The 23,602-nt window shown below is 69.8% G+C and carries 29 protein-coding genes and 1 pseudogene; 20 read left to right on the top strand and 10 right to left on the bottom strand.

The genetic code is table 11. The features are described 5' to 3' along the window. Positions 1 to 2 precede the first annotated feature (2 nt). Together DMH01_RS09190 and DMH01_RS09185 are read left to right on the top strand one after the other, a co-directional pair. Positions 3 to 845: a shikimate dehydrogenase gene (locus DMH01_RS09190; RefSeq protein WP_233621502.1), complete on the top strand. Its 843-nt coding sequence runs from the start codon at positions 3 to 5 to the stop codon at positions 843 to 845. A gap of 267 nt (positions 846 to 1,112) precedes the next feature. Beyond that, positions 1,113 to 2,360, top strand: coding sequence for a GrpB family protein (locus DMH01_RS09185; RefSeq protein ID WP_125675081.1), 1,248 nt, complete (start codon positions 1,113 to 1,115; stop codon positions 2,358 to 2,360). A gap of 161 nt (positions 2,361 to 2,521) precedes the next feature. Here the strand turns inward: DMH01_RS09185 and DMH01_RS09180 are convergent, their stop codons facing one another. Further along, entirely contained in the window at positions 2,522 to 3,214 is a 693-nt protein-coding gene (locus DMH01_RS09180) for a TetR/AcrR family transcriptional regulator (protein ID WP_125675079.1), read from the bottom strand. 17 nt (positions 3,215 to 3,231) lie between these two features. After that, positions 3,232 to 3,654 (bottom strand): hypothetical protein, encoded by a 423-nt coding sequence (locus tag DMH01_RS09175; RefSeq protein WP_125675077.1) that lies wholly within the window; start codon positions 3,652 to 3,654, stop codon positions 3,232 to 3,234. A 138-nt stretch (positions 3,655 to 3,792) separates the two neighbouring features. Here DMH01_RS09175 and DMH01_RS09170 point away from each other — a divergent pair, with 138 nt between their 5' ends. Further along, entirely contained in the window at positions 3,793 to 4,992 is a 1,200-nt protein-coding gene (locus DMH01_RS09170; RefSeq protein WP_125675075.1) for an endonuclease/exonuclease/phosphatase family protein, read from the top strand. Between the two features lie 3 nt (positions 4,993 to 4,995). Here the strand turns inward: DMH01_RS09170 and DMH01_RS09165 are convergent, their stop codons facing one another. After that, complete coding sequence (locus DMH01_RS09165; protein WP_125675073.1) at positions 4,996 to 5,625, bottom strand: maleylpyruvate isomerase family mycothiol-dependent enzyme; 630 nt, start codon at positions 5,623 to 5,625, stop codon at positions 4,996 to 4,998. Between the two features lie 65 nt (positions 5,626 to 5,690). On the opposite strand from DMH01_RS09165, the gene DMH01_RS09160 reads away from it, so the two are divergent. After that, positions 5,691 to 6,632, top strand: a complete 942-nt coding sequence (locus tag DMH01_RS09160) for a D-2-hydroxyacid dehydrogenase family protein (RefSeq protein ID WP_125675071.1) — start codon at positions 5,691 to 5,693, stop codon at positions 6,630 to 6,632. A 22-nt stretch (positions 6,633 to 6,654) separates the two neighbouring features. Here the strand turns inward: DMH01_RS09160 and DMH01_RS09155 are convergent, their stop codons facing one another. The 4 genes from DMH01_RS09155 to DMH01_RS09140 all read right to left on the bottom strand — a co-directional run bounded on the left by DMH01_RS09155 (position 6,655) and on the right by DMH01_RS09140 (position 9,961). Beyond that, positions 6,655 to 7,470, bottom strand: a complete 816-nt coding sequence (locus DMH01_RS09155; RefSeq protein ID WP_125675069.1) for a serine hydrolase — start codon at positions 7,468 to 7,470, stop codon at positions 6,655 to 6,657. 142 nt (positions 7,471 to 7,612) lie between these two features. Next, positions 7,613 to 7,879 (bottom strand): HPr family phosphocarrier protein, encoded by a 267-nt coding sequence (locus DMH01_RS09150; protein ID WP_034318300.1) that lies wholly within the window; start codon positions 7,877 to 7,879, stop codon positions 7,613 to 7,615. A gap of 40 nt (positions 7,880 to 7,919) precedes the next feature. Then, positions 7,920 to 9,176, bottom strand: coding sequence for a PTS transporter subunit EIIC (locus tag DMH01_RS09145; protein ID WP_125675067.1), 1,257 nt, complete (start codon positions 9,174 to 9,176; stop codon positions 7,920 to 7,922). After that, entirely contained in the window at positions 9,173 to 9,961 is a 789-nt protein-coding gene (locus DMH01_RS09140; RefSeq protein ID WP_034318372.1) for a GntR family transcriptional regulator, read from the bottom strand. Before DMH01_RS09140 ends, DMH01_RS09145 begins: the two co-directional genes overlap by 4 nt. 225 nt (positions 9,962 to 10,186) lie before the next feature. On the opposite strand from DMH01_RS09140, the pseudogene DMH01_RS09135 reads away from it, so the two are divergent. Continuing rightward, positions 10,187 to 10,432 (top strand): annotated as a pseudogene (locus tag DMH01_RS09135) (glucose PTS transporter subunit EIIB); the annotation flags it as partial. After that, on the top strand, positions 10,429 to 10,884 hold the full coding sequence (locus DMH01_RS09130; RefSeq protein ID WP_016333082.1) for a PTS glucose transporter subunit IIA: 456 nt from the start codon (positions 10,429 to 10,431) through the stop codon (positions 10,882 to 10,884). The pseudogene DMH01_RS09135 and the gene DMH01_RS09130, both read left to right, overlap by 4 nt. Positions 10,885 to 10,948: 64 nt before the next feature. On the opposite strand, the gene DMH01_RS09125 is transcribed toward DMH01_RS09130, so the two are convergent. After that, the gene (locus DMH01_RS09125; protein WP_125675065.1) at positions 10,949 to 11,392 is read right to left on the bottom strand and encodes a Rieske (2Fe-2S) protein; all 444 of its coding nucleotides are present in this window, start codon (positions 11,390 to 11,392) and stop codon (positions 10,949 to 10,951) included. A gap of 131 nt (positions 11,393 to 11,523) precedes the next feature. On the opposite strand from DMH01_RS09125, the gene DMH01_RS09120 reads away from it, so the two are divergent. From DMH01_RS09120 to DMH01_RS09070, 11 genes are all read left to right on the top strand, one after another. Then, a complete protein-coding gene (locus DMH01_RS09120) occupies positions 11,524 to 11,892 on the top strand; it encodes a hypothetical protein (protein ID WP_125675063.1) in 369 nt (122 codons plus the stop codon). Beyond that, the gene (locus DMH01_RS09115; RefSeq protein WP_125675061.1) at positions 11,889 to 12,401 is read left to right on the top strand and encodes a sigma-70 family RNA polymerase sigma factor; all 513 of its coding nucleotides are present in this window, start codon (positions 11,889 to 11,891) and stop codon (positions 12,399 to 12,401) included. The genes DMH01_RS09120 and DMH01_RS09115 overlap by 4 nt, the downstream gene beginning before the upstream one ends. Then, positions 12,398 to 13,027, top strand: coding sequence for an anti-sigma factor (locus DMH01_RS09110; protein WP_125675059.1), 630 nt, complete (start codon positions 12,398 to 12,400; stop codon positions 13,025 to 13,027). Before DMH01_RS09115 ends, DMH01_RS09110 begins: the two co-directional genes overlap by 4 nt. A 245-nt stretch (positions 13,028 to 13,272) precedes the next feature. Further along, complete coding sequence (locus DMH01_RS09105; RefSeq protein ID WP_125675057.1) at positions 13,273 to 13,884, top strand: A24 family peptidase; 612 nt, start codon at positions 13,273 to 13,275, stop codon at positions 13,882 to 13,884. 47 nt (positions 13,885 to 13,931) lie between these two features. Continuing rightward, positions 13,932 to 15,119 carry a chorismate synthase gene (gene aroC / locus DMH01_RS09100; RefSeq protein ID WP_125675055.1) on the top strand — a complete coding sequence of 396 codons (1,188 nt, stop codon included), beginning with the start codon at positions 13,932 to 13,934 and terminating at the stop codon, positions 15,117 to 15,119. After that, a complete protein-coding gene (locus tag DMH01_RS09095) occupies positions 15,116 to 15,640 on the top strand; it encodes a shikimate kinase (RefSeq protein WP_125675053.1) in 525 nt (174 codons plus the stop codon). The genes aroC and DMH01_RS09095 overlap by 4 nt, the downstream gene beginning before the upstream one ends. After that, the gene (locus DMH01_RS09090) at positions 15,637 to 16,053 is read left to right on the top strand and encodes a hypothetical protein (protein WP_125675051.1); all 417 of its coding nucleotides are present in this window, start codon (positions 15,637 to 15,639) and stop codon (positions 16,051 to 16,053) included. Before DMH01_RS09095 ends, DMH01_RS09090 begins: the two co-directional genes overlap by 4 nt. Positions 16,054 to 16,061: 8 nt before the next feature. Further along, positions 16,062 to 17,171, top strand: a complete 1,110-nt coding sequence (gene aroB, locus DMH01_RS09085; RefSeq protein WP_125675049.1) for a 3-dehydroquinate synthase — start codon at positions 16,062 to 16,064, stop codon at positions 17,169 to 17,171. Continuing rightward, positions 17,168 to 17,599, top strand: coding sequence for a type II 3-dehydroquinate dehydratase (gene aroQ, locus DMH01_RS09080; protein ID WP_125675047.1), 432 nt, complete (start codon positions 17,168 to 17,170; stop codon positions 17,597 to 17,599). Before aroB ends, aroQ begins: the two co-directional genes overlap by 4 nt. Beyond that, complete coding sequence (locus DMH01_RS09075) at positions 17,596 to 18,522, top strand: GNAT family N-acetyltransferase (protein WP_125675045.1); 927 nt, start codon at positions 17,596 to 17,598, stop codon at positions 18,520 to 18,522. The genes aroQ and DMH01_RS09075 overlap by 4 nt, the downstream gene beginning before the upstream one ends. A gap of 21 nt (positions 18,523 to 18,543) precedes the next feature. Continuing rightward, positions 18,544 to 20,067, top strand: a complete 1,524-nt coding sequence (locus DMH01_RS09070; protein ID WP_125675043.1) for a beta-xylosidase — start codon at positions 18,544 to 18,546, stop codon at positions 20,065 to 20,067. Here DMH01_RS09070 and DMH01_RS09065 read toward each other — a convergent pair. Beyond that, on the bottom strand, positions 20,022 to 20,459 hold the full coding sequence (locus DMH01_RS09065; RefSeq protein ID WP_199745416.1) for a B-4DMT family transporter: 438 nt from the start codon (positions 20,457 to 20,459) through the stop codon (positions 20,022 to 20,024). The genes DMH01_RS09070 and DMH01_RS09065 overlap by 46 nt on opposite strands. A gap of 349 nt (positions 20,460 to 20,808) precedes the next feature. Between DMH01_RS09065 and DMH01_RS09060 the strand changes: the two genes are divergently transcribed. From DMH01_RS09060 to nusB, 3 genes are read left to right on the top strand one after another with little or no spacing between them, the layout of a single operon-like run. Further along, positions 20,809 to 21,900, top strand: coding sequence for a Xaa-Pro peptidase family protein (locus tag DMH01_RS09060; RefSeq protein ID WP_125675041.1), 1,092 nt, complete (start codon positions 20,809 to 20,811; stop codon positions 21,898 to 21,900). A gap of 38 nt (positions 21,901 to 21,938) precedes the next feature. Further along, positions 21,939 to 22,502, top strand: a complete 564-nt coding sequence (efp, locus tag DMH01_RS09055; protein WP_005152384.1) for an elongation factor P — start codon at positions 21,939 to 21,941, stop codon at positions 22,500 to 22,502. Continuing rightward, positions 22,502 to 22,966 (top strand): transcription antitermination factor NusB, encoded by a 465-nt coding sequence (gene nusB / locus DMH01_RS09050; RefSeq protein ID WP_125675039.1) that lies wholly within the window; start codon positions 22,502 to 22,504, stop codon positions 22,964 to 22,966. The genes efp and nusB overlap by 1 nt, the downstream gene beginning before the upstream one ends. A gap of 107 nt (positions 22,967 to 23,073) precedes the next feature. On the opposite strand, the gene DMH01_RS09045 is transcribed toward nusB, so the two are convergent. Then, a complete protein-coding gene (locus DMH01_RS09045) occupies positions 23,074 to 23,562 on the bottom strand; it encodes a transcriptional regulator (RefSeq protein ID WP_003096372.1) in 489 nt (162 codons plus the stop codon). Positions 23,563 to 23,602 lie beyond the last annotated feature (40 nt).

Genomic DNA, 23,602 nt, shown 5'->3' with positions numbered 1-23,602 from the left:
CGGTGCTCGGGAAACCGGTCGAACACTCGCTCTCACCCGTGCTGCACGGCGCCGCCTTCCGCGCGCTGGGGCTGGACGGCTGGACCTACGAGCGGGTCGAGATGGACGGTCCCGGGCTGCCCGCGTTCGTCGACGGTCTCGGCCCGGAGTGGACCGGGCTTTCGGTGACCATGCCCGGCAAACGAGCCGCGCTGGAGCACGCCGACGAGGTCACGCCGCGCGCGGCGGCCGTCGGCGCGGCGAACACGTTGGTACGCCGGGAAACCGGGTGGCTCGCCGACTGCACCGACGTCGACGGGGTCACCGAGGCGCTGCGGATCGCGGGGGAGTACACGCCCGGCACGGACGACGCGGCCGTCGTTCTCGGCGCGGGCGGGACCGCCGCCGCGGCCGTCGTCGGGCTGGCGTCGCTCGGTGTGCGGACGGTGCGGCTCGCCGTGCGGGATCCCGCACGGGCGACGGAAACGGTCGAGGCGGCTCAGCGTGCCGGGCTCGATGCGGAGGTCCTCCGCTGGGCGGACGCCGACTTCGGGAAACTCGCGGCCGATTCGGCGGTGCTGGTGAACACCGTGCCGCCGGACGCCATCCGGCCCCATCTGGCGGAGCTGGCCCGGATCGGCTGCGTCCTCGACGTCATCTACCACCCCTGGCCGACCGCGCTCGCCGAAGCCGTCGCCGAACGGGGCGGGCGGCTCGCGACCGGACTGGACATGTTGCTGCATCAGGCTTTCGGGCAGTCCGAGTACTTCACCGGCCAGCCGGCGCCGCGGGCCGAGATGCGGGACGCGCTGCGCGAGGCGACCGGCGGGATTCTTTCTCTGCCGATCGGCTTCACGGACCGGTGAGCATTCCCTCACGGCTGTCCGGAACCCTCCTTCGGTGAAAGCGCCTGACAAGATCGCCAGGGTTCGATAATCTGGCCGACTGCCTCGAGAGGGGTGTCGCGGCAACCTGGTGACCACCGCGCGCGCCCCTGGCCGAATGGCCCGCTATCTCGGCGGCAGGGCGCTCTTGATGGGGGACAGGACGTCTGATTCCTACTCGCGCCCTGGCGACGTGATCGCGGTCGCGCGCAGACTCGCGAGGAGTGCTGAGGAAGGAACAAGGGGTCAATGCCTAAACCCGATCGAGACGACTACACCGAAGAAGACATCAACGACTCGTGGGTCGATCAGGCTCCGGTGCTGAATTCCACCGTCACGCTGGCCGAGTACGACCCGGCGTGGCCTGAGCTGTTCGACCGGGAAGTGAAGCGCATCAGGGGGATCCTGGGGGAGCGCGCGCTGGTCCTGGAGCACGTCGGCTCCACGTCGGTGCCGGGTCTCTGCGCGAAACCGATCATCGACATCATGCTGATCGTCGCCGACTCGGACGACGAAGACGCCTACGTGCCGCAGTTGGAGGCCGAGGGCTACAAGCTCGTCATCCGCGAGCCGGACTGGGAGAAGCACCGCTGCTTCAAAGGCCCGGACACCAACATCAACCTCCACGTCTACTCGCCGGACAACGGCCAGGCCGAGCGCTACCGCCTCTTCCGCGACCGCCTGATCGCGCACGAGGACGAGCGGAAGCTCTACGAGACCAGGAAACGCGAATTGGCGTCGCGCACCTGGAAGTACATCCAGCAGTACGCCGACGCCAAGACCGCGGTGATCGACGAGATCATCGAACGGGCGCGCGCCGCCCAGTACGACGGCTTCGCGCGTCTGTACGCGGCGCACGCCGAAACCAGCAGCACCAACGCCCTCTACGACCGGCCCGCCATCGTGGAGCTGGCCGGGGACGTGGCGGGCAAACGGGTGCTGGACGTCGGCAGCGCGGCCGGTCACCTCAGTGCCCTGCTCGCCGCGAAGGGCGCGGACGTCCTCGGCGTCGACGCCAGCGAGGGCATGGTCGCCATCGCCAGGGAGAAGTTCGGGGACGTCGCGAAGTTCGAGACGGCCGACGTCTCGCGGCCGATGACGTTCCTCGAAGACGCTTCGATCGACGTCGTCACGGCATCGCTGGTGCTGCATTACCTGAAGGACTGGGCGCCGGCGCTGGCGGAGTTCCGGCGGGTGCTCAAACCGGGCGGGCTCCTGGTGTTCTCGGTGCATCACCCCGGCGAGGACTGGCGGTGGTTCGACAAGCGGAACTACTTCCAGCTCGAACTGCTGGAAGACGAGTTCCCGCCGGGGCAGAAGGTCCGGTTCTACCGGCGGCCGCTGAGCTGGACGTTCGACGCGGTACGGGACGCCGGCTTCTCGGTCGACAGGCTGGTCGAGCCGATGCCGCTGGAGGCGGCCGCCGAATCGGACCCGCGGTGGTACGCGAAGCTGCGGACCGAGCCGCGGTTCCTGTACTTCCGGACCGTCCGGTAGCTCTCTCCAGCCCGCGTTTGGTCCTCTGAACGCGCGAGGGGGTCGCGAGGTGACCGGCGCGGGTGAGTGGCTGGGGCGAAGGCTCCCTTCACTGCATCAGACGCAGCGAAGGGAGCCTTCACACCACCACCGACCCCGACACATTTGACGGGCGAGCCACGTCATTCAGAGGACTGAACGCGCGGGGGAGCGGGATCGTCGAGCTTCGAGAGGTCCCGGATCAGCGAAACGATCTCCCGGCTCACCGGCCGCAGCACCCGCAGCCGCGAGAGGCCCACCAGCCGCGCGATCAGCGGGACCGTCCGCTCCACGAGGATCCGGCTGCGTTTCTGGCCGTTCGAGCGGTCGTGGACCCAGAACAGCACGACCCCCATCTGGTACAGCCACAGCAGATCGGGCAGGTCGTCGCGCAGGTCCGGGTCGAGTTTGACGTCGGAGTCGGCGATGACGTCGCGCATCAGGCCGACGGAGGCGTCCCGTGCGGGCGAAGACTCCTCGCTGAACGGGCTCAGCGGTGAGTCCGGGTCGGCGGCGTTGACGAAGAGCTGCTTGCCGAAGCGGTGGTACGGCTCGGCGACGTCGAGCCAGGTGAGCAGGACGGTCCTGAGCCGGGCGCTGAAGTCCCGCTCACCCGCGATCGACTCGCGCGCGGTCGTCAGGTGCGCGTTGGCGATCTCGTCGTAGAAACCTTGGATCAGCTGATCTTTCGAGGCGAAGTAGTAGTAGGCGTTCCCGACCGACACGCCCGCTTCGGCGGCGATGGCCCGCATGGTCGTGCGGTCGTAGCCGTTCTCGGCGAACAACCGCAACGCGGTCGCCACGATCAGTGACCTGGTTTCCTCACTCTTCGCCACCACTGCACGGTATCCGGTCAGGGCGCGGGGTGTGGAGCGGGCGCCGGGTAGCCGGGATAGGGCGGCGGCACCGGCATGGGCCGCTCGGTCGCGTGGTTGAGGTGCTTGCGCCGGATCCCGTTGAACACCAGCACGTTCCCGACGTGCATCACGCCGAGCACGAGCGCCACGGTGCCGACCTTGACCGACAGCATCTCGAAGACGTCGCGCGCGTCGAGGACGGTGTCGTCGCTGGTCAGGAACAGGGTCACGAAACCCAGGCTGACCAGGTAGAACCCGACGACGAGCAGTTGGTTGACCGAATGCGCCAGTGCTTGTTTGTCCTGGAAGACGTCTTCCAGGAACGTCTTGCCGTGCCTGCTCAGCGTGCGGGCGACCAGCACGGTCAGGGGGACGGTGATGGCCAGGTAGAGCGCGTAGGCCACGACTACGGGTTGCATGGGGACCTCCTTTTGAACGTGTTCAAGGCAAACCGTAGCCCAGATTTTGAACGTGTTCAAGAGACGCTGTTCACCTGAAGCTCACCCGTACGGCCGCACGGAGTGCGTAAGGTCGCTACGACTCTGGGAGGTAAGACCGTGAAACGCATCGCCGCCGTGCTCACATCGGGCGCCGTGCTGGCCGGGACGCTGCTGGCCGCCGCACCGGCGGAAGCCACCGTGGGGCAGAACATCCGCTTCGCGACGTACAACGCTTCGCTCAACCGCGGAGCCGCCGGTCAGCTGGTGACCGATCTGTCGCAGCCGGGCAACGCCCAGGCCGGCGAGGTCGCCGAGGTGATCCAGCGCAACCGGCCGGACGTGCTGCTGATCAACGAGTTCGACTACGTGCCGGGCAACCGCGCCGCGGACCTGTTCCGCGAGAACTACCTGAAGCGCGGCCAGAACGGCGCGGCGCCGATCGACTATCCGTACGCCTTCACCGCGCCGTCGAACACCGGTGTCTCGACCGGTTTCGACCTCGACCGCAACGGCCAGGTCGGCGGCGGCAACGACGCGCACGGCTTCGGCCTCTTCGAGGGCCAGTACGGCATGCTCGTGCTGTCCAAGTACCCGATCGACACCAAGAACGCGCGGACGTTCCAGAAGTTCCTCTGGAAGGACATGCCGGGGGCGCTGCTCCCGGACGACCCGGCCACCGCGGCGCCGAACGACTGGTACTCGCCGCAGGCGCTCGACGTGCTGCGCCTGTCGTCGAAGTCCCATTGGGACGTTCCGATCCGGGTCGGCCGCTCGACCGTGCACTTCCTGGCCTCGCACCCGACGCCGCCCACCTTCGACGGCCCCGAGGACCGCAACGGCACCCGCAACCACGACGAGATCCGCTTCTGGGCGGACTACGTGACCCCGGGCAAGGGCCGCTACATCCACGACGACAACGGCCGCCGCGGCGGGCTGGGCGCGCACGAGAAGTTCGTCATCGCCGGCGACCAGAACTCCGACCCGCTCGACGGCGACAGCGTTCCCGGCGCCATCTCGCGCCTGCTGAACGCCCCGCGCGTCAGCGAAACCCGGCCCGGCAGCGAAGGTGGCGTGCGGGCCGCTCAGGACCAGGCCGGCGCCAACATCGGCCAGAAGGGCGACCCGTACTTCGACACCGGCGACTTCAACGACAACGCGCCGGGGAACCTGCGGATCGATTACGTCCTGCCGTCGAAGGGCCTGTTCCCCTGGCGCGCCGAGGTCTTCTGGCCGCTGCCCGATTCACCGCTGGCCCGGCTCAACGACGCTTCGGACCACCACCTGGTGCGTGTGGACGTGTTCGTCCCGCGCTGGTAGGCCTTACCGGGCGCCGAGCCGGGCGGTGCCCGGGCCGGTGAGCGTGGCGAGGCCGACGCTTCGCCCGCTCACCGACAGGAGCAGGTCGACGAGCGGGCCCCGGACCTCTTCGGTGCCCGCTCCGCCGGACCATTCGGCGTCGGTGGCGATCAGTTCGAGGTCCTTGCAGCGTTTCTTGGCACCCCAGAACGGGCTGACCAGCAGGTGCTCCAGGGCCGCGATCGCCGGCTTCTCCGGCATGGGCCGGTCGATGCCGAGCGGGCGGGCGACGTCCTGGCCGTGGATGAGGACGTCGGCGAGTTCGTCGACCGGTTTGGCGCCGAGCGGGCGGCGCGCCGATCCGGCGTCCTCGCGGATCTGGGCGACGAGTTCGGCCGGGGTGAACCGCGAGGCGTAGGCGACGGCCTGGTCGACGTTCATCCGGTCCCAGTTCCCCTTGGCCTTCACGAGGCCGACCAGGGTGTCCTTGAGCCGGTTCCTGGTGGTCTGCGCGAGATGGCCCGCCATCGCGTGGACCGTCCACTCCGTACACAGCGTCTTCGCCGACCAGTCGTGCTCGGCGAGGCCCTCCAGCAGATCCGCGAAGCTCAGCCGTTCGGTCTCGGTCCAGGCCAAGATTTCGCCGTCGTCCATCCCGCTCCTCTGCTCGGAGACACATCTCGCCGCCATGGAACCACAGCTGAACTAGCCTGGACAGCATGAAGATCGCGATTCTCGACGACTACCAGGAAGTGGCGCTCGGATTCGGGGACTGGGGCTCCCTCGGCGCCGACATCGAGGTGTTCACGAAGCCGTTCGCGGATCCCGCCGACGTGGTCGCCCGTCTCCGTGACTTCGAGGTCGTGGTCGCGATGCGCGAGCGCACCCGTTTCCCCGCCGAGGTCCTCGACCGGCTGCCCGCGCTCAAGCTGCTGGTGAGCACCGGCCACCGCAACGCCGCGATCGACGTGGCCGCCGCCCGGCGCAACGGCGTGGTCGTCTGTTCCACCGGGTACATCGCGGCCCCGGCGGCCGAGCACACCTGGGCGCTGATCCTCGCCGCCGCGCGGAACGTGCCGGTCGAGTCGCGGAACATGCGCGAGGGCGGCTGGCAGACCACCGTCGGCACGATCCTGTCCGGCAAGACCCTCGGGCTGCTCGGGCTCGGCAGGCTCGGCGCCGGCGCGGCCAAGATCGGCCAGGCGTTCGGCATGGAGACCATCGCCTGGAGCCAGAACCTGACCCAGGAGAAGGCCGGCCCCCACGGGGTGACGGCGGTGTCGAAGGACGAACTGTTCGCCCGCGCGGACGTTCTTTCGGTCCACCTGGTGCTCAGCGACCGCAGCCGCGGGCTGGTCGGCGAGCGCGAACTCGCCGCGATGAAGCCGACGGCCATGCTGGTCAACACCTCGCGCGGCCCGATCGTGGACGAAGCCGCGCTGGTGGACGCCTTGCGCCGCAAGGAGATCGCGGTCGCCGCGCTGGACGTGTACGACGTCGAGCCGCTGCCCGCGGACCATGCGCTGCGGACGCTGGACAACGTCGTGCTCACCCCGCACATCGGCTACGTCACCCGTGAGACGTACGAGATCTTCTACCGCGACGCGGTCGAGGACATCGCTGCCTTCCAGGCGGGTGCGCCGATCCGGGTCATGGAGTGAGCCCGCGCGCGGCGGCGGCCGCTCACGACCCCAGTTCGGCCAGTACGGCGTCGGTGTAGGGCGGCCACACCTCGGCCGCCCATGGGCCGAAAGCCCGGTCGGTGAGCGCGACACAGGCGGCGCCGGCGTCGGGATCGACCCAGAGGAAGGTGCCGGACTGCCCGAAGTGGCCGAAGGTCCGCGGCGAGCTCGACGAGCCGGTCCAATGTGGACTCTTGTGGTCGCGGATCTCGAAGCCGAGGCCCCAGTCGTTCGGCTTCTGGTGGCCGAAGCCGGGCAGGACGCCGGAAAGGCCAGGGAAGATCACGGAAGTCGCCTCGCGCACCGTTTCGGCGGCGATGAGCTTCGGTGCCTGCAGTTCGGCGGCGAACGCGACCAGATCGTCCACAGTGGACTCGGCGCCCGAAGCGGGGGAGCCGGTCAGCTTGGTCGCCTTCATGCCCAGCGGCTGGAAAAGCGCCTCCGCCTGATAGTCGGCGAAGGGGATGCCGGAATGCTCGGTGAGCGCGTCGGCGAGCTGCTCGAAGCCGGCGTTGGAGTACAGGCGCCGGTTGCCCGGCGCGGCCATCGGCTTGTGCTCGTTGAAGGCCAGGCCCGAGGTGTGCGCGAGCAGATGCCGGATCGTGGAGCCCTCCGGCCCGGCGGGAGTGTCGAGTTCGACGACACCCTCTTCGATGGCGATCAGCGCGGCGTAGGCGGTGAGCGGCTTGGTCACCGACGCCAGCTTGTACACCTTCGTCGTGTCGCCGTGCGTGCCCAGCACGTCACCGGCGGCGGTCACCACGGCCGTGGCGGCGTTGTCCACCGGCCACTGTTCGATCCTGCGCACGCTTTCCATGCCCCACACCCTACGAAGCCCGGGCCGGTCGGGACGGCCCGGGCTTCGCAGGAGGTCGGGGGCGGAGCTGGAGATGTACCTGTCAGGCGCCCTGCCGACGTCGATCGCGGTCGCGGGTTCACCACGGACCGCAGGGTCGGGATCAGGCGTCGAGGTCGGTCGCCACCAGCTCGGCGATGGCGTCGACGGCCGCCTCGGCCCCCTCGCCCTCGGCACTGATGATGACCTCGTCGCCGAAACCGGCGGCGAGCGTCATCAGGTTCAGCACGCTGCCGGCCGCGACCGGGTCACCGCCCGCCTTGGCGATGTGCACCGCGACGGGCTGCGCCGCGGCCGCCTTGGCGACCGTCGCCGCGGGCCTGGCGTGCAGGCCCACCTTGCTGGCCACGGTGACGCGTTTCTCCGGCATGTTCTTTCCCTTTCGTGCCTTCGGTTCTACTGAGCTGAAACTACTTGACGGGCTTCGCCGCGGTGGCTTCGAGATCCGCCTCGATCGCGTCGTCCTCGCGGCCGGGGGTCCGCAGGTTCCACTTCTTGATCACGAAACGGAAGATCACGTAGTAGATGACCGCGTAGGCGAGACCGATCGGGATGAGCAGCCAGACGTTGCCACTCGCCGCCGGGAGACCGCTGTTGAGCGCGAAGTCGATCGCACCGGCGGAGAAACCGAAGCCGAGGTGGATGTCGAGCGCGTTCACCAGTGCCATCGACGTACCGGTCAGGACCGCGTGGATCAGGTACAGCGGCCACGCGACGAACATGAACGAGAACTCGATCGGCTCGGTGATACCGGTCAGGAACGAGGTCAGCGCGCCGGCGATCATCACACCGCCGACGATCTTCTTCTGGCTGGGCTTCGCGCTCTGCCAGATCGCCAGCGCCGCGGCGGGGATGGCGAACATGAAGATCGGGAAGAACCCGGTCATGAAGGCGCCGCGGGTCGGGTCACCGTTGAAGAACTCGGTCAGGTCGCCACCGTCGAAGATGAACCACACCGGCACGTTCAGCAGCTGGTGCAGACCGACCGGGATCAGCAACCGGTTCAGCACACCGTAGATACCACCGCCGACGACCGGTGCGCCGGTGACCGCCTCTCCCGCGGCCTGGATGCCTTCGTTGACCCAGTGGAAGACCAGGCCGAAGGGCACCGCGAGGAGCATCAGCGTCAGGGCGGTGATGATCGGCACGAACCGGCGGCCGCCGAAGAAGGCCAGGTACGGCGGCAGCTTGATGCGGTAGAACTTCTGCCACAGCAAGGCGGTGACCAGGCCGACGATCACACCGGCCAGCACACTGTAGGACCACTTCATCGGGTTGAGCATCAGGCCGGCGGGCTTCTCGGGGTTCCAGCCCGGCAGCTCGGAGAACGGCGTGAACACCTGGAGGACGCTGGTGAACACGAAGAACCCGACCACGGCGGCCAGCGCGGTCGCGCCGTCGCTCTTGCGGGCGAAGCCGACGGCGATACCCACCGCGAACAGGAGCGGCAGCCAGTTGAACAGCGAGTTGCCTGCCGCGCCGAGCACTTCGGCGACCTTGTCCCAGCCGAGGCCGTCCTTGCCGAGCAGGTCGGGCTGGCCGAACCTGTTCAGAAGCGCGGCGGCGGGCAGGGCGGCGATGGGGAGCATGAGGCTGCGGCCGAAGCGCTGAAGCCCGGCCAGTCCCTTGCCCTTGCCCTTCGCCCCCTCCGCGGTGGTGGAGCTCATCGGGTACCTCCGTAGTGAGGATGATGACCGGAATCCGGGGTGTTCCGGTCAAGCTGCATGGTGACCTGGTAGTGATCGCCCCGGTACCAGGAAGTCATGTCTTCGATCGGTTCCCCGTTGACGCTGGAGACCCGGCGGAAGACAAGAAGCGGACTGCCGGCGCGCATGCCGAGCAGGCGTGCCGTTTCGCGGTCCGCGGATTCGGCCCAGACCGTCTGCCACGCGTGGTCCGGGCGCAGGTCGTACGACTGGGCGAGTTGGACGTACAACGATCGGGTGAGATCGAGGTCGAGCAGACCGGGCATCCGGCCCGCGTGATACCAGCCGCGTTCGACCGCCAGCGGCACCCCGTCGGCGCGGCGGAGCCGGACGATGCGGTGCGCCGGAGTCCCGGCGGCCAGGCCGAGCGCGTGCGCCGAGGGAGCGGGCGGGACCTCGGTGGAGGTCTTGACGACCTCCGTGGTCGGGGTCATCCCGCGACGGCGCATGTCCTCGGTGAAGGACATCAGGTAGAGCTGCAGTTCCATCCGCCTCGCGGCGGTGAACGTCCCCTTGCCGCGCACCCGCGACAAGAGCCCTTCTTCGACCAGCTTGCCGATCGCCGAGCGGACCGTGAGCCTCGACACCTGGTAGGTCTCGGCGAGGTCACGTTCCGACGGGATAGGTGAGCCGGGGGGTAGCTCACGCTCCACCGTGCGGCGCAGAATCTCCCGCAGCTGGGCGTGCTTGGGCGTCGGTCCGTTGATCACACGGTCGGACGGCGGCAGCTGCGCCGAAGCGCTCATGACGGTCACCGTCCTTTCGGGCCGGTCGGTCGGGGGAACCCGTACTCGCATCTGGTCCGGAAGATTGGTACGTTCCGGTCTAGACCAATGATCCGATGGGGCAGGATGCTCCGTCGCACGAGCGGGTGTCAACCACCGTTACGCGTTCGTGGCCAGGGATCACGTGCGAGTCGGCGAACGGCGTAGTACAGCTGGTTCGCATGTGGGAAACCGACAGGGAACAGGGAGACCGCGATGGCGGATGACAGGGCGGAAAAGATCCTCGCGGGGCTCGGCGGTGCCGAGAACGTCATCGAGGTCGAGGGGTGCATCACCCGGCTCCGCTGTGAGCTCGAAGACATGAGCCTGCTCGACGAAGCGGCGCTGAAGGCCGCCGGCGCGATGGGCGTCGTGCGCATGGGGGCCGGTGTCCAGGTCATCGTGGGCCCCGAGGCCGACAACATCGCCAGCGACATCGAGGATCTGCTGTGAGTCTCGAGATCCTCAGCCCGGTGAGCGGTAAGACGACCGCCATGACCGAAGTGCCGGATCCGGTCTTCGCGCAGGCGATGGTCGGCCCCGGCATCGCGGTCCTGCCCTCGGGGGGACGCCAGGACGCGGTGGCCCCGGTGGACGGGACGGTCGTGACCCTGCACCCGCACGCGTTCGTGGTGGCCACCGAAGACGGCCGCGGCGTGCTGGTCCACCTGGGGATCGACACGGTGAAGCAGAAGGGCGAGGGGTTCACCCTCCACGTCGTCAAGGGTGAGGCCGTCCGCGCCGGGCAGCCGGTGGTCGGCTGGGACCCGGACGCGGTCAAGGCCGCGGGCTACTCGCCGATCGTGCCCGTGGTGGCGCTGGACGCGAAGGCGGAAGTCCTTTCCGGACTGCTCACCGGCGGCGACGTCGAGGCCGGCGACCCGATTTTCACCTGGGACAGCTGAAAGCTTGCCAAAAGGGTCCCTTTAGGACGGAATTCGCGTCCTAAAGGGACCCTTTGTGCGTTTCTCAGGCCGTGACGACCTGGCCGTTCGTGACCTTGACCGCGATCGAGGGCAGCGGCTGGTCCGCCGGTCCCTTTTTGACCGCGCCGGTCGCGGCGTCGAAGATCGAGTTGTGGCAGGGACATTTCAGCTCCGCGCCCTCGGGCACGACCGCGCACCCCTGATGCGTGCAGATCGCGCTGAACGCGGCCGCCGTGCCTTCGGCGGTCCTGGTGACGATGACGTCCTTGCCGTCCGCGGTCTTGGCGGCCTTCGCCTTGCCGACCTCGATGTCGGAGAGCGCGGTCAGGGTCTCGCCCGCCGCGGCGGCGGGCGGTGCGGCGGTCGAACCGGACGGCGGGTTGCTGTCGCTTCCGCAGGCCGTGAGGGCCACGGCGCCGACGGCCGCGCCGGCGACGGCGGCCCCGGTGGTCAGGACGGTGCGGCGGGAGTGGAGTTCGGCAGTCATGCTCCTACACACGGTCCAGGCGGCCATCCGGTTCAATTTCGGCGACCATCGGGTGCCGGAGTGAACCGGGAGACCCTTTTTTCCGTGTTCACAGGCATAGGGGAACCGAACACGCGGAAAGAGATACGGACATGATCCGGTGGTTGTTGCGGGCGGTCGTGGCGGCGGGCCTGCTCGGCTCGGCATGGGTGCATTACGTCGTATGGCAGGACTGGGCGTCGGAAACGGATGTGGTCGGCCCGCTCTTCCTGGTGAACGTGGTGGCGGGCGTGGTCATCGCGGTCGCCGTCCTGGTCTGGCACCACTGGCTCCCCGCGCTCGCGGCGATCGGCTTCGGCCTGGCGACGCTGGGCGCGTACGTGCTCTCGCTGACCACGGGGTTCTTCGGCGTCTCGGAGCGCTTCACCACCCAGGCCGAGCTGTGGGGCCTGATCACCGAGGTGGCTTGTGTGGTCTTCGCACTCCCGCTCCTCCTGAACCGGGAAAGCACGGATCGGTGAAGGAATTCGCGGAGGACCGGCTGATGCGGGCTCTGCACGACGAGCACGCGGCGGCACTCTGGTCCTACGCGCTGCACCTCACCAGCGGCGACCGGGTCCGCGCGGAAGACGTCGTCCAGGAGACGCTGCTGCGGGCCTGGCGCAACGCCAAGGTGCTCGACCAGTCCGAAGGGTCGGCGCGGGGCTGGCTGTTCACCGTGGCGAGACGGATCGCGATCGACGACTGGCGCGCTTCCGAGGCCCACCCCGAGGTGGTGACCGGACAGCCACCCGAAACGGCCGTCACCGACGGCACCGAACGCGCCGTCCAGGGCTGGCTGGTCGCCGAAGCCCTCGGCGAGCTCTCGCCGAGGCATCGGGACGTCCTCGTCCTGTGTTATTTCCAGGGTTACTCCGTCGCCGACGCCGCGAAACGGCTGGGTGTGGCCGAAGGGACGATCAAGTCGCGGACGCACTACGCGTTGCGTGCGCTGCGGCTGATATTGGAGGAAAGAGGGGTGACTCAATGACCGACCCCTTCGCCACCTACGACGCGGCCTACGTGCTCGGGGCGTTGTCCCCGGAAGACCGGTCCGCCTACGAGAAGCACCTTCGCGTCTGCGACCGGTGCGCGGCGTCCGTGCGCGACCTTGCCGGAATCCCCGGGCTGCTCGCCCAGGCCGGTGCCCCGGCGCTGCTGGAGGACGAACCGGCGCCCTCGCCGGACCTGCTGCCGACCGTGCTCAAACGGGTCCGCCGGGGAAGGCGGATCCAACGGGCCATCACCACGACCGCGGCCGGGGCGGCCGTCGCCGCCGGTATCGCGCTCGTGGTCGTCCTGACCGGACCGGTCGCGGCGGCGGGCGACCCGATGACCCCGCTCGGCGACTACCCGGTGACCGCCGAAGTCGCCATGTCCGCCACGGAGACCGGCACGAAGGTCGACATGACCTGCAGCTACGGCGGCAACCGTGCCGGGGACTACATCCTGGTCGCCGTCGGCGCCGACGGCGGCACCAGCGAGCTGGCGTCCTGGCGCGCGATGCCCAAGGACACCGCGCACATCGTGGTCGGCACCGCGATGCGCACCGGGGACATCAAGGCGCTGGAGATCCGCACGCCCTCGGGTCTCCCGCTGCTGCGGATGAACCCCTGATCCCGGTGTCATGACAGGCCTTCGGTGCCGGATGCGAGGCGGATTGCCTGGTGTGCGAGAAAACTGGCGGGCGGGGGCTGAAGGACGCTTTCACCGCATGTCATGCAGTGAAAGCTCCCTTCGCCGCATGTCATGCGGCGAAGGGCCCCTTCAGCCCACTCCGCACCTGCCGAAAGTGCGTGAAAGTTCCTGTCACGAAAAGAAATCCTTGCCTCACCGAGCGCGACGGGCGCACTCTTGATCTTGTGTTCACGCCGATCGCCTTCGCGGTGGCGGGCGCCGGATCGGCGCTCGCCACGCGCTCCTGCCTGCGCCGGGCGGGAGCGCCGGTCACGGCGTGGACCGGCGCCCTTACGGCGGCGGCGCTCGTCGCGGTCTGCCTCAGGTACCAGTCGGGAGCCTGGCCGTCGTGGTGGCTCGCGGTCCCGGCCGTGCTGACCGTCTTCGCCGTCCCGCTGGCGCTCGCCGACCTGAAGTACCGCCGCCTGCCGGACGTCCTGACCCTGCCCGCGTACCCGGCACTGGCCGCCGCCCTCGCGATCGCCGCGCACGGGGGAGGGGCGGCCATCGCGTGGCGGGCCGTGCTCGGCGCGCTGGTCTTCGGCGGGGCGCACGCGCTCGTCCACGCGCTGTCGCCGCGCTCGCTCGGCGCCGGGGACGTGAAGCTCGCGGGCAGTCTGGGAGCGGTCCTCGCCGCGACGGGCTGGCCGTCGATCGTGCTCGGCGCCGTGGCCGCCGCGTTGCTGAGCGTGGCGCTCGCGGTGGGCGGGCCCCGGCTTCCCACGGTGCCGCACGGGCCGGGTCTCCTGGTCGCGGCGTGGGCGCTCGCCGTCTTCGCCGGACCCGGTCCGGGATAGCCCGGCCTGTACCGGGACAGAGAGGAGGTTGTGACAGGATCTGTCAGGTGTTGCGCTGGATAACCGCAGGGGAATCGCACGGACCCGCCCTCGCCGCCATCCTGGAAGGGATGCCTGCCGGGGTCGAGGTCACCACCGCCGAAGTGGGCGAGCAGCTCGCGCGCCGGAGGCTCGGCTTCGGCCGCAGCCCCCGGATGGGCTTCGAGACCGACCACATCGAGTTCACCGGCGGCGTCCGGCACGGGCTCACCCAGGGTGGCCCCGTCGCGGTCCAGATCGAGAACGCCGAGTGGCCCAAGTGGGAGAAGGTCATGTCGGCCGATCCCGTGCCCGCCGAGGAGCTGGAAGGCCTCGCGCGCAACGAGCCGCTGACGCGTCCCCGGCCCGGCCACGCGGATCTGCCCGGGATGCAGAAGTACGGCTTCCCCGAGGCCCGTCCGGTGCTGGAGCGCGCGAGCGCCCGCGAGACGGCGTCCCGCACGGCGCTCGGCACGGTGGCCCGCGCGTACCTCAAGCAGCTGCTCGGGGTCGAGATCCTCAGCCACGTCGTGTCCATCGGCGGGGCGTCGGCTCCGGAGGGCCCGTTGCCGGTGCCGTCGGACCTGCCCGCCATCGACGAGAGCCCGGTCCGCGCCTTCGGCCAGGAGGGGACCGACGCGATGGTCGCCGAGGTCGACGCCGTGCGGAAGGCGGGTGACACCGTCGGCGGCGTGATCGAGGTCATCGCCTACGGCCTGCCGCCGGGCCTCGGCTCGCACGTCCACTGGGACCGCAGGCTCGACGCCCGGCTCGCCGGCGCGCTCATGGGCGTCCAGGCGATGAAGGGCGTGGAGGTCGGCGACGGCTTCACCACGGCCAAGCGCTGGGGCAGCCAGGCCCACGACGAGATCGACCGCGGCACCGGCCCGGTCGGGGTGACCCGCCGGTCCAACCGCGCGGGCGGCCTCGAAGGCGGGATCACCAACGGCGAGCCGCTGCGCGTGCGCGTCGCCATGAAGCCGATCTCGACCGTCCCCAAAGCACTGTCCACTGTGGATGTCACCACCGGCGAACCCGCGGTGGCCATCCACCAGCGTTCCGACGTCTGCGCGGTCCCCCGTGCGGGGGTCGTGCTGGAGTCGGTGGTCGCGCTGGTGCTCGCGGACGCCGCGCTGGAGAAGTTCGGCGGCGACTCGCTGGCCGAGGGCAAGCGCAACGCCGAGGCCTACCTGAAGGCGCTCGAGGAGCGCTGGTGACTCCTCGCGCGGTGATCATCGGGCCGCCGGGCTCGGGCAAGAGCACGGTCGGCCCGGCGCTCGCCGCCCGGCTCGGTCTCGCCTTCCGCGACAGCGACGACGACATCGTCGCGAGCGCGGGCAAGCCCATCACCGACATCTTCGCCGAGGAGGGCGAGCCCGCTTTCCGCGCGCTGGAGGAGGAGATGGTCGCGAAGGCGCTGGCCGAACACGAAGGCGTCCTCTCGTTGGGCGGGGGAGCGCCGATCACGCCGGGCACCCGCGAACGCCTCGTCGGGCACACCGTGGTCTTCCTCAACGTCGGGATGGCCGCGGGCGTCCAGCGCGCCGGGCTCTCCACCGCGCGCCCGCTGCTGGCAGGCGTGAACCCCCGCGCCACCTACAAGGCGCTGCTCGACGCGCGCCTGCCGGTGTACCGCGAGGTGGCCACGTTCGAGATCGAAACCGACCACCTGACCGCCGACGAGGTCGTCGAGGCCGCCCTCATCGGGCTGAACGAGATCAGCAAGGACCGAGCATGAAGCGCACCACCGCCGGCGTACTGCTCGCCGTCGTGGCCCTGACCTTGACCGCGTGCGGCGAGGAGAAGCAGCCTGCCGGCGCGGACGTCGTCCAGACCTCCGCCGCGCAGCAGACCGCTTCCGCCGCGCCGGAAGCGGACGTCGCGGCCGACGTCAAGGTCACCAAATGCGACAGCGACAGCTACACCCCGAAGATCACCATCGAGGTCACCAACAGCACCGCGGAAGACGCGCGGTACGCCGTCACCATCGCGATCAAGGACGCCGAGGGCAAGGCCTCCGGCGAGGCGTTGTTCGCGAAGAACCGGATGACGCCCGGCCAGAAGGTGACCGAAGAGATCCCGGGGGACACCCCGGTCAAGGGCAAGATCACCTGCGAGGTCGCGAGGGCCAAGCGGCTTCCGCCGAAGTGAGGGGAACGATGACCGAGCCGGTCCGCATCACCGTCAACACCGCCAAGCCCTACGACGTCGTCATCGGCCGCGGCCTGCTGGGCGAGCTCACCGAGCAGCTCGCCGACGCCTCCAAGGTCGCGCTGATCCACCCGCCGACGCTGACGACCACCGCCGAGGCCATCCGCGACGAACTGGCCGAGGCCGGCATCGACGCGCACCGGGTCGAGATCCCCGACGCCGAGGACGGCAAGGCGCTCACCGTCGCCAGCTTCTGCTGGGAGGTCCTCGGCCGTATGGGCCTCGACCGCCAGGGCGTGGTCGTCGGGCTCGGCGGCGGCGCCGTGACCGACCTCGCCGGGTTCGTCGCCGCCACCTGGATGCGCGGCGTCCGCCTGGTCAACGTGCCCACCACACTGCTGGGCATGGTCGACGCCTCGCTCGGCGGGAAGACCGGCATCAACACCGAGGCGGGCAAGAACCTGGTCGGCGTCTTCCACGAGCCGAGCGCGGTCCTCGTCGACCTCGCGACGCTGGAAACGTTGCCCCCCAACGAACTCGTCGCCGGAATGGCCGAGGTGGTCAAGGCCGGGTTCATCGCCGACCCGCGGATCGTCGAGCTCGTCGAGCAGGATCCCGCCGCGGCGCTGGACACCACCGGCGAGGTCCTCGGCGAGCTGGTCCGCCGCTCGATCCAGGTCAAGGCCGACGTCGTCGCCGCGGACCTGCGCGAGTCGGATCTGCGCGAGATCCTCAACTACGGCCACACGCTCGCCCACGCCATCGAGCGCCGTGAGCGGTACCGGTGGCGCCACGGCGCGGCGGTCAGCGTCGGCCTGGTGTTCGCCGCCGAACTCGCGCGCCTGGCCGGTCGTCTCGACGACGCCACCGCCGAGCGGCACTCGTCGGTGCTCAAGCTGCTGGGCCTGCCGACCACCTACGACCCGGACGCGCTCCCGCAACTGCTGGAGACGATGAAGGGCGACAAGAAGACCCGCTCGGGCGTGCTGCGCTTCGTCGTCCTCGACGGGCTCGCCAAACCCGGCAGGCTGGAAGGCCCGGACCCGTCGCTGCTCGCCGCCGCGTACTCGGTGGTGGCCGGGGAAGCCCCGAAGCCCGGCGGGAGTGTGCTGCTGTGAAGGTGCTCGTCCTCAACGGTCCCAACCTCGGCAGGCTCGGCCTGCGCGAGCCCGGTATCTACGGTTCGGCCACGCACGCGGATCTGGTCTCCACCTGCGTCGGAACCGGCAAGGAACTGGGGATCGACGTCGAGGTCCGGCAGACCGACCACGAGGGCGAGATGGTCGGCTGGCTGCACGAGGCCGCCGACGCGGGGTGGCCGGTGGTGCTCAACGCCGCCGCGTGGACGCACTACTCGATCGCGGTCCGCGACGCCGCGGCCCAGCTCAAGGCGCCGCTGATCGAGCTGCACATCTCCAACGTGCACAAACGTGAGCAGTTCCGGCACCACAGCGTGCTGTCGGACGTCGCCACCGCCGTGATCGCCGGGCTCGGGGTCGACGGATACCCACTGGCCCTGCGCTGGATGGCCGCGAACGCGGCATGAACAACCCGCCCACGCTCGAGACCGAGAGGCTGCGGTTACGCGCGCTGACGGAGTCGGACACCGAGGCGATCGTCAAGCTCTTCGCCGACCCGGAGCTGAGCGCGCATTTCGCGGTGCCGCTCACCGAGCCGGAGCCGGTCCGCGAGATGGTCGGCCGCAGGTTGTCCTACGACGGCCCGGCGGGGATGGGGCACTGGGCGATCGAACGCGACGGCGAGGTGATCGGCCTCGCGCATCTGCGGCCGTCGCAGGAGTTGCCCGGCGACGTGCCGGAGATCGGCTACTACCTTTCGCGCGCGCACGGCCGGCAGGGCCTCGCGACCGAGGCCGCGAAGGCCCTGCTGGAGCACGGATTCGTCGGGCTCGGCCTGTCATCGGTGTGGGCGCTGGTCGGTGAGTCCAATGTGGCCAGTCAGAACCTGGTGCGGCGCTTGGGTTTCCTCGACGTCGGCGGCGGCGACCACTACGGCAGCGGGCCGCACCGGGTCTTCGTCGCGTTGCCGTCGGACCACGGCCGCGCGCATCACATCGAGCTGTGGGTGCCCGATCTCGGCCGTGCGGAGCAGAGCTGGGGCTGGCTGCTCGGCGAACTCGGCTGGCGGGAGTTCCAGCGCTGGCCCGCCGGGGTCAGCTGGAAACACGGCGCGACCTACCTCGTCGTCGAACGTTCTCCCGCGCTCAGCGGCGAAAAACACGAGCGCACCGCGCCGGGCCTGAACCATCTCGCCCTGCACGTCGAGTCCCGCGAACGGGTGAACGAACTGGCCGCGAAGGCCCTCGAACACGGCTGGTCGCCGATGTTCGCGGACAAGTATCCGTATGCGGGCGGTGATCACCACTACGCCGCCTACCTCGAAAACGCCGATGGCTTCGAAGTGGAATTGGTCGCTCTCCTGGGTACTGAGGTCACTCGACCGGGCTAAGCCTCGCTACACTCGGCCATCATGCGCCTTTTTCGTGGGGGTCGGCGACCCGCCCGTGCCGTAGTGGCCCTCTTCGCGGCCGGCACGGTTCTCGTGGCGTGCAGCGACGGCACGGTGCAGTCCAAGGCCGATGGCAAGGGCGGCGGCATCGGCGGAGCCCAGCAGGCGCCCAAGGAAAAGCCGCGCCCGATGGACGTCGAACTCACGACGAGCGATCCCCGGGCCAGCGGCGGTGTGGTCGCCGCGGGTGCTCAGGACGCGGTCTACAACTACAGCCCGACCGTGATGCGGGACGGCGGCAAACTCAAGATGTGGTGGTGCAGCCAGTACGGCAGCGCCCAGCCGCCCGGCGACGACGTCCTCTACGCGCAGTCGTCCTCGCTCGACGGTCCTTTCGCCGGCCCGTCCGGTGGTGGCCCGGCTGCGGTGTTCTCGGGCGCGCCCGGCGGATTCGACGGCATGCACACCTGCGATCCGTCGGTGATCAAGGTCGGCTCGACCTACTACATGTATTACACCGGCGCGGCGGGCGATCACGCGCTCGGCAACTCGATCGGCCTCGCGACCAGCCCCGACGGGCTGACCTGGACGCGCGCGGCCGACGGGAAGCCGATCATCGGACCGTCACACGACGTGCACCGCGACAACGTCTACGGCGCGGGCCAGCCCTCGGCGGTGTACCTCGACGGCTGGTTCTACGTCCTCTTCACCGACACCACCGCGAAGGGCGCCGGATGGAACGGTGCCGGGCAGTTCCTGCTCCGCGCCAGGGACGCGGCGTTCACCCGGAACGTGGAAACGCTGGGGGAGCAGGGCTTCGTCGCCAAGCCCAGCACGACGTCCCCGCGCACCCGTTCGCTGGTCGACGGGTTCAGCACCGACCTGATGTGGGTCGGTTCGCTCGACGCCTTCGTGATCGCGCACGAGACCGAAAAGGGCACCACCCTCACGTTCTGGACCAGGGACTTCTCCGCGCAGCCGTACCGGAAGGCGATCATCCCCGGCGCGTGGGAGGAAGGCCCCGGGCTGGTCCGGCGGCCCGACGGGCACGCGCCGCTCTCCTCGGGCGACGTCTGCGATCGGGTCCCGTTCGACGTCGTCCGCGCCACGGTCATCGGCGGCGCGAAGGCGCCCACCGACCTCAAGCATTTCGGCCTGGACGTCCGCGGTTCGGGGGCGTGCGAGAACGAGGCCCGGATCCGGACCGCGTTCGAAGGCGTCGCGATGCCGTCGCCGCAGCGGACCATCGACCTGGTGGCCGACGGTGCCCTGGTCCGGGTCGACCGGCGCTCGGTGGCGGCGGCGCTCGCGGGCGAGGTGCTGAACGAGCGGCTCAAGGTCGTCGACGGCCTCCCGCGGGCGGCGCGGTTGAGCGCCGGGGCGAGGGTGGTGCACGCACCGGGCCGGGGGTTCGGCGTGGTGCTCGACGGCAAGCTCTACGCGTTGCCGGACGGCGGGGCGGTGGCGCTGAACGACTCGGCCGTCGAGACGATCGCAGATCAGGCCTGGGACGGCTTCCCGGCGGGTTTCTCGCTCGCGGGCTGATCGGGCTTGGTGATGCGGCCGCCGACGAACAGGCCGATGCCGGCCGGGATGAGCACCAGCAGGGCCGAGAAGGCGGCGCCGCCGGTGAGCGCGCCGCCGAGCTCCGACACGCCGGTCTGATCGACGAACACCGCGCGGCCGATCACGTACAGCACGCCCGAGACCGGGCCGGCGATCAGCGCCGCGATGAACCAGTTCCTGCCGCGTTCGGGTTTGCCCTGCCAGGCGTCCACCGCACCCCAGCCCGCGGCCGCGCCGACCAGGACGGCGAGGGTGAGGGCGGTGACGAGGGTCTTGTCGGTGGGGTTGAAGACCTCGTACTTGGCCAGCACGGTGACGGCCGCGCCGTGCAGCAGCGCCATCACGAGTCCACGAGTCAGCCACGGTGCCATTGGGGGAGTTTAACTCGCCAGTAGCGACTGTCACGCCCGTCCGGTCCCTGGCAGGCGGTGGAAGGTCCGTGAAGGCCTCCTTCCCTACCCTCAGAGTAGGGAAGGAGGCCTTCACGGACTTCGGCCGTGCCACACAGGACACATCGGTCACTGGAGTCACATCTTCGCCTCCCAATGCGCGTGAAGGCCCCCCTCCCACGGCTGAGCCGAGGGAAGGGGGCCTTCACGCGCAGCCTGTGGCTGGTGGAACTGCTGAGGTAGTCGGAGGCGATCGAGAAGGCCGCCACACCCGGCGCAAGCGGTCGGCGAAACGCGGGCCGCGAGCGGTGCACCCCCTAAACTCCAAGACGTGCGTGAATACTTCTCTCGCCGCCGCGCGGCGCTGCGTTCCCTGCTGGCCGACTCCGGGGTGGACGCGCTGCTGGTCACGGACCTGCTCAACATCAGGTACCTGACCGGCTTCACCGGGTCCAACGCCGCTCTCCTCGTCCACGGGAGCGGCGACGACAAGACGATCTTCTGCACCGACGGCCGTTACACGGTCCAGTCGGCGACGGAGGTGCCCGACCTCGAGCGGGTGCTCGACCGCGCGAGCGCGGCGAAGCTCGCCGATCTGGCGGCCGAAAAGCACTTCGGCAAGACCGGGTTCGAGAGCCAGCACGTCAGCGTCGAGCAGCACGAAGATCTCAAGGTCCGCTTCGACCGCGTCGAGCTGGTCCGGACGCCTGGGCTCGTCGAGCAGCTGCGGCTGGTCAAGGACGAGCAGGAGATCGAGGCGCTGCGCCAGGCGTGCGCGGCGGCCGACCGCGCGCTGGAGGACCTGGTGTCCGCCGGCGGGCTCCGGCCGGGCCGGACCGAGCTGGACGTCGCCCGTGACCTCGAGAATCGCATGCTCGGCCACGGGTCGACCGGCCCGTCCTTCGACACGATCGTCGCGGCGGGCGCCAACTCCGCGATCCCGCACCACCGGCCCACCTCGGCCGTGCTCGCGACCGGCGACTTCGTCAAGATCGACTTCGGTGCCACGGTCGACGGCTACCACTCCGACATGACCCGCACGTTCGTGCTCGGCAAGCCCGCGGCCTGGCAGGAGGAGATCTACGAGCTGGTCCAGCGCGCGCAGGCGGCGGGCTGTGACGCCGTCCTCCCCGGCGCCGAAGTGTCCGAAGTGGACAAGGCGGCCCGCGGCGTGATCGTCGGCGCGGGCCGTGGCGAGGAGTTCGGCCACGGGCTCGGCCACGGCGTCGGGCTGCAGGTGCACGAGGCGCCCAGCCTCGCCGCCACCGGCGTCGGTACACTGTCCGCCGGTATGGCCGTCACCGTCGAGCCTGGTGTGTATCTGCCCGGACGCGGAGGCGTGCGCATCGAGGACACGCTGGTCGTGCGGGAAGGTACGCCCGAACTCCTCACGCTGAGCACCAAGGAACTCGTGGTCGTCTGACGGCGGCCCGGAAGATCGACACAGGAGACTGCACACTCGTGGCCACCACCAACGACCTGAAGAACGGGCTCGTCCTCAACCTCGACGGCCAGCTCTGGACCGTCACCGCGTTCCAGCACGTCAAGCCGGGCAAGGGCGGCGCGTTCGTCCGCACGACGCTCAAGCACGTGCTGACCGGCAAGGTCGTCGACAAGACCTTCAACGCGGGCACGAAGGTCGATACGGCCACCGTCGACCGCCGCAACATGACGTACCTGTACAAGGACGGCGCGGACTTCGTGTTCATGGACGCGGAGACCTACGACCAGATCACCGTGCTGGCCGAGACCGTCGGCGACAACGCGAACTACCTGCTCGAGAACTTCGAGGTCCAGGTCGCGGTGCACGAGGGTGTCCCGCTGTACATCGAGCTGCCGACCTCGGTCGAGCTGATCGTCCAGCACACCGACCCTGGTCTGCAGGGCGACCGCTCCACCGGTGGCACCAAGCCCGCCACCCTGGAGACCGGCGCCGAGATCCAGGTGCCGCTGTTCCTCACCACCGGCGAGAAGATCAAGGTCGACACCCGTGACGGCCGCTACCTGGGCCGCGTCTCCAGCTGATGGCCGGTTCAGACAAGTCCGGCAAGTCGCCGAACCGCGGCGGGCCGATCAGCCGCCGCCAGGCCCGCAAGCGGGCCGTCGAGATGATGTACGAAGCCGCCCAGCGCGGTGCCGACGCGGTGACGCTGCTGGCGGACCGGGTCGGTTCGGTCGAGGTCGACCCGATCGCGGACTACACGATCTCGCTGGTCGAGGGCGTCACCGGGCGCAAGGCCGCGATCGACGAGCTGCTCTCCGAGCACGCTCAGGGCTGGACGCTGGACCGGATGCCGCCGGTGGATCTGGCGGTGCTCCGCGTCGGCGTCTACGAACTGCTGTGGGCCGAGGACGTGCCGGACCCGGTCGCCATCGACGAGGCCGTCGGGCTGGCGAAGGAGCTGTCAACCGACGATTCGCCGCGCTTCGTGAACGGCGTGCTCGGCCGGATCGGCACCATCGCGGACCGGCTCCGCGCGGTCCTCTAGAAAGACGTACTACAACGGGCCGTGTCCTCTGCCGAGGGCACGGCCCGTTCTCGTGCTCGGTGGCGGTTGGCGTTTCCGGTCCCCCCGGACCGAAAACGTCGCCATCTCTAGTCCTCTTTGGACGGTCGAGCCTCGGGCGGCAGCACACCCCAGTCGATCAGCTGCTCGGTGAGCTCGCCGGGGGTCATGTCGTAGATGATCGCCAGCGAACGCAGGTCCTCGGTGCGGATGGAGAGCACCTTGCCGTTGTAGTCGCCGCGCTGGCTCTGGATGGTGGCGGCGTAGCGGGCGAGCGGCCCGACCTTCTCCGCCGGGAGCTGCTGGAGACGCTCCAGGTTGATGACGATCTTCGTGGCGGGTTCCGCGCCCGACGGCACCCGGCCCTCCGGCAGCAGCTCGACCACCGGGACCCCGTAGAAATCGGCCAGTTCGGCGAGCTTCTGCACGGTGACGGCGCGGTCTCCGCGCTCGTACGAACCGACGACGACGGCCTTCCAGCGGCCTCCGGACTTCTGCTCGACCCCGTGCAGGGACAGACCCTGCTGCTGGCGGATCCCGCGGAGCTTGGCCCCGAGCGCCTTGGCGTAATCGCCCATCTGGTGGTTCTCCGTTTCCTCACCCCCGACCGGTCGGGGG

The organism is Amycolatopsis sp. WAC 04182, from assembly GCF_003947465.1.
GTDB lineage: Bacteria > Actinomycetota > Actinomycetes > Mycobacteriales > Pseudonocardiaceae > Amycolatopsis.
This window is presented reverse-complemented; position numbering and strand designations above follow the sequence as displayed.